This is a genomic window from Enterobacter sp. R-1.6.2 (assembly GCF_035064085.1).
Lineage (GTDB): Bacteria > Pseudomonadota > Gammaproteobacteria > Enterobacterales > Enterobacteriaceae > Enterobacter > Enterobacter asburiae_B.
This window is the reverse complement of the sequence record NZ_JASEYI010000065.1, coordinates 1-3,810: the sequence shown is the minus strand read 5'-3', so window position 1 is coordinate 3,810 and position 3,810 is coordinate 1. Positions and strand designations below refer to the sequence as shown.

At 51.3% G+C, this 3,810-nt stretch carries 4 protein-coding genes; all 4 read left to right on the top strand.

From position 1 onward, the window contains the following. Positions 1–457 precede the first annotated feature (457 nt). Positions 458–1,999, top strand: coding sequence for an IS91-like element ISCR1 family transposase (locus QMN93_RS25510; RefSeq protein ID WP_000050481.1), 1,542 nt, complete (start codon positions 458–460; stop codon positions 1,997–1,999). Positions 2,000–2,300: 301 nt separating this feature from the next. Then, on the top strand, positions 2,301–2,765 hold the full coding sequence (locus tag QMN93_RS25505; RefSeq protein WP_000645230.1) for a BRCT domain-containing protein: 465 nt from the start codon (positions 2,301–2,303) through the stop codon (positions 2,763–2,765). After that, positions 2,765–3,334 carry a trimethoprim-resistant dihydrofolate reductase DfrA19 gene (dfrA19, locus tag QMN93_RS25500; RefSeq protein WP_000019304.1) on the top strand — a complete coding sequence of 190 codons (570 nt, stop codon included), beginning with the start codon at positions 2,765–2,767 and terminating at the stop codon, positions 3,332–3,334. Before QMN93_RS25505 ends, dfrA19 begins: the two co-directional genes overlap by 1 nt. A gap of 10 nt (positions 3,335–3,344) precedes the next feature. Then, positions 3,345–3,810: hypothetical protein (locus QMN93_RS25495; RefSeq protein ID WP_154400862.1), on the top strand; the 466-nt coding region annotated here is incomplete at its 3' end.

Genomic DNA, 3,810 nt, shown 5'->3' with positions numbered 1-3,810 from the left:
TCGCGAAATTTCGCAGTCGCGACGCCAGAGACCGAGGGTTAGATCATGCCTAGCATTCACCTTCCGGCCGCCCGCTAAATATCTCCTTTTGGGTTGTTAATAAAACATCCAATAAGTTGACTGTGCGTGAAAAAGAAAGTTTTGTGTGATGGCGTTGAAGATCGCACCGTTAAGCTCTTATGTGGGATGGTGCAGAGCTCGACGACTACCGATAAAACGCAACCGCCGCAAACAGACAAGAAAAAGCCCCAACTGATAACAGTTGGGGCTTCAGTATTGTGATTGGTGGAGCAATAGCACCCTGAACCCAAAACCTTCTCGCTCAACCGGTAGTGGCTGATAACAACTCGTGAGGGCTATTGCGGGTTAAGCATTTAGCGATGTCTAGGGCCAGACTGGACGTCTGAACGCAAGCCGCTGATACTGTACATAACCACAGTATCAGCGGAGGATACCCATGTCGCTGGCAAGGAACGCCACGGCGAGTCAATCGCCCACTCAAACAAACGGTTACGAACGCCACCAACCCGACCAGACGCTGCTCTACCAGCTGGTTGAGCAGCACTACCCAGCCTTCAAAGCCTCACTCGAAGCCCAAGGTCAACACCTGCCTCGCTACATCCAACAAGAATTCAACGACCTCCTCCAATGTGGCCGTCTGGAGTATGGTTTCATGCGGGTTCGCTGCGAGGATTGTCATCACGAGCGTCTGGTCGCCTTCAGCTGTAAACGACGCGGCTTTTGCCCTAGCTGCGGTGCCCGCCGGATGGCCGAGAGTGCGGCGCTGCTGATAGACGAAGTCTTCCCCAAGGAGCCCATTCGCCAGTGGGTGCTCAGCTTTCCTTTCCAGCTACGCTTTTTGCTGGCTCGCCATCCCCAGCTGATGGGCCAGGTCTTGAGTATCGTCTATCGTACACTCTCAACTCATCTGATCAAAAAAGCCGGTTACACCAAAGCCTCTGCACAAACTGGCTCAGTGACTCTTATCCAACGCTTTGGCTCCGCGCTAAATCTCAATGTCCACTACCACATGCTGTTTCTCGATGGTGTCTATGCCGAAGATGACTATGGCAAGCAACGCTTCCATCGTGTCAAGGCACCCACTTACGATGAGCTGAATACGCTCGCTCACACCCTCAGCCATCGCATCGCTCGCTGCATGGAAAAGCGTGGGATTTTGGAGCGTGATGCCGAGAATACGTGGTTGACACTGGAAGAGGGCGAAGACGATACGCTGACTCAATTACATGGTGCTTCGGTTACGTATCGCATTGCCGTCGGCCCCCAGCAAGGGCGCAAAGTCTTCACCCTGCAAACCTTGCCAGGGCGTGAGGATAAAGCCGACTCAAGCAGTCGAGTAGCCAACCATGCTGGTTTCTCGCTACACGCCGGTGTGATGGCCGAAGCGCATCAGCGGGATAAGCTTGAGCGCTTGTGTCGCTACATTAGTCGGCCAGCGGTTTCAGAAAAACGTCTGGCATTAACCGCCAATGGGCAGGTGCGTTACGAGCTCAAAACTCCGTACCGCAATGGCACCACCCATGTGATCTTCGAGCCGCTGGACTTCATCGCCAAACTCGCTGCGTTGGTACCTAAGCCGCGAGTCAACCTCACACGCTTCCACGGCGTCTTTGCACCGAACAGCAAACACCGAGTTCAAGTAACACCCGCCAAGCGGGGCAAGAAGCCCGACAAATCGGAAGGTCTCGATACTAACTGGCGTGACAAGAGTCCTGCAGAGCGCCACCGCGCCATGACCTGGATGCAACGCCTCAAGCGAGTCTTCAATATTGATATTGAAGTCTGCGAACACTGCGGCGGTCACGTCAAAGTGATTGCCAGCATCGAAGATCCGAAGGTCATTGAGCAGATTCTCAAGCATCTGAAACAGAAAACAGCCAAGGCGAATGCCGCCAAGCAGCGTGAGCTGCCACCAGAACGAGCGCCGCCACTGACTCCCAGCCTGTTCGATCCATCACAGAGTCGTCTCTTTGACTGACGACCCCAAATCCAACACTGCTCAACACTGCCAACTTTTAAACGGGGCGGTGGGGCAGTTTGTATCTCTCGAGCTATCAGGCTAGAGATTTTACCGCCAAATCGAACCTTATTAGAGCGGTTTAGGCTGGACCGGCAGTTAAAATTGGGGCTTGAGCGGTAAACGAGTGAGGGAATTTCAGGTAAGATACTTCGGATGAGGAGCAAAAAGGTGGTTTATACTTCCTATACCCAGTAGTGTTCCCCTGTCGGTTTGGTTGGGGTCGATGCCCCACTTTGGGCGCGGCGTTGGGCGCCGCAAGATGAAAGCTCTGTGTGAAGGCTTGGATATTAAGACCTTGGATGATTTCAATGCCATCACCGAAGAGCAGATCGTTAGCGTCGACAAATTCAGCTACAAAACTGCCGCAAAAGTGCTTGCAGGTATGGCTGAACATGCCGAGCTATTCAACAAGATTCAATCAATCATCGGGTTCAAACAGCAGGTCACTTCGGGGGATCGTTTTACCGGTGAGAAGATCGTGATCACCGGTTTTCGTGACGCGGCCTTGGAGAAGCTGATTGAAGCTGAGGGTGGTGAAGTGCAATCATCAGTCTCGTCGAAGACCACCATGGTGATCGCGGCATCCACTTCCGGATCTTCCGGCAAATTGAAGAAAGTGCACGATCTCAACAACAGCGGAAAGGCAAATATCAAACTGATTGATCTGGCCACCTTCCGTAAGCAATATCTGGAACAACCAGCATCGACTGGTTTGGAGTTTTAATGAGTCACCCACAACTTGAGCTAATAGTCGCTGTGGATTCTAAGTTGGGATTCGGGAAAGGCGGCAAGATTCCATGGAAATGCAAAGAAGACATGGCGCGATTTACGCGGATTTCTAAAGAGATCCGCGTGTGCGTTATGGGGAAACACACGTATACTGACATGCGTGACATGCAGTTAGAAAAGGATGGCGCCGAGGAGCGAATCAAGGAGAAAGGAATTCTCCCCGAACGCGAATCGTTCGTGATCTCCTCGACGTTAAAACAAGAAGATGTCATAGGCGCTACTGTCGTTCCTGATCTTCGTGCTGTGATCAACCTGTATGAGAATACCGATCAACGCATTGCTGTCATTGGTGGGGAGAAGTTGTACATTCAAGCTCTTTCATCAGCAACGAAACTGCACATGACCATAATTCCAAGAGAGTTCGACTGTGATCGATTTATTCCTGTTGATCCGATCCAGAACAATTTTCACATTGATTCCAGTGCCAGCGAGACTGTGGAGGCAACCGTTGATGAGACTCAAGAGCGCATTCACTTTGCTACTTACGTGCGTAACAATCAGTAACGCGCTGGCAGTGGAAGAACAAGAACCAGAAACGAAGCAGACGGTGTTGGCCGTCTGCTTCGAAACATCATTATTGGCTCGAGAACTGATCGAGAATACCATTCTTGCGGACGACATCCAAAACAATACAGAAAAGATAGCTTTGCAGTTGTCGGAGCCCCTCCCCCCAACTTATAATGGGATTATTGCTGGGCTAAACAATGCTGTCGCCATGCGTGGGACAGCAAACGTTGAATCGCCATCAAGAGCATCCACAGATTTACGTGCAGCCGTCATCGGTTTATGGTGTATAAATGACACCATAGCCGCCCTGAATCAGACTGATAATGCAGTCTTACAGGACGGCGAGTTGCAACAAACACTTGTCGATTATTACAACAACTTATTGGCTGACATCGTTTGTCGTTTTCAGAAGACGGCTGCACTGAACGTCAGAAGCCGACTGCACTATAGCAGCGGAGGGGTTGGATCCATCA

Bases quoted from the DNA above. Each gene is read 5' to 3' on its own strand.
- QMN93_RS25510 (WP_000050481.1), top strand. From the start codon at position 458: ATGTCGCTGGCAAGGAACGCCACGGCGAGTCAATCGCCCACTCAAACA.
- QMN93_RS25505 (WP_000645230.1), top strand. From the start codon at position 2,301: ATGAAAGCTCTGTGTGAAGGCTTGGATATTAAGACCTTGGATGATTTC.
- dfrA19 (WP_000019304.1), top strand. From the start codon at position 2,765: ATGAGTCACCCACAACTTGAGCTAATAGTCGCTGTGGATTCTAAGTTG.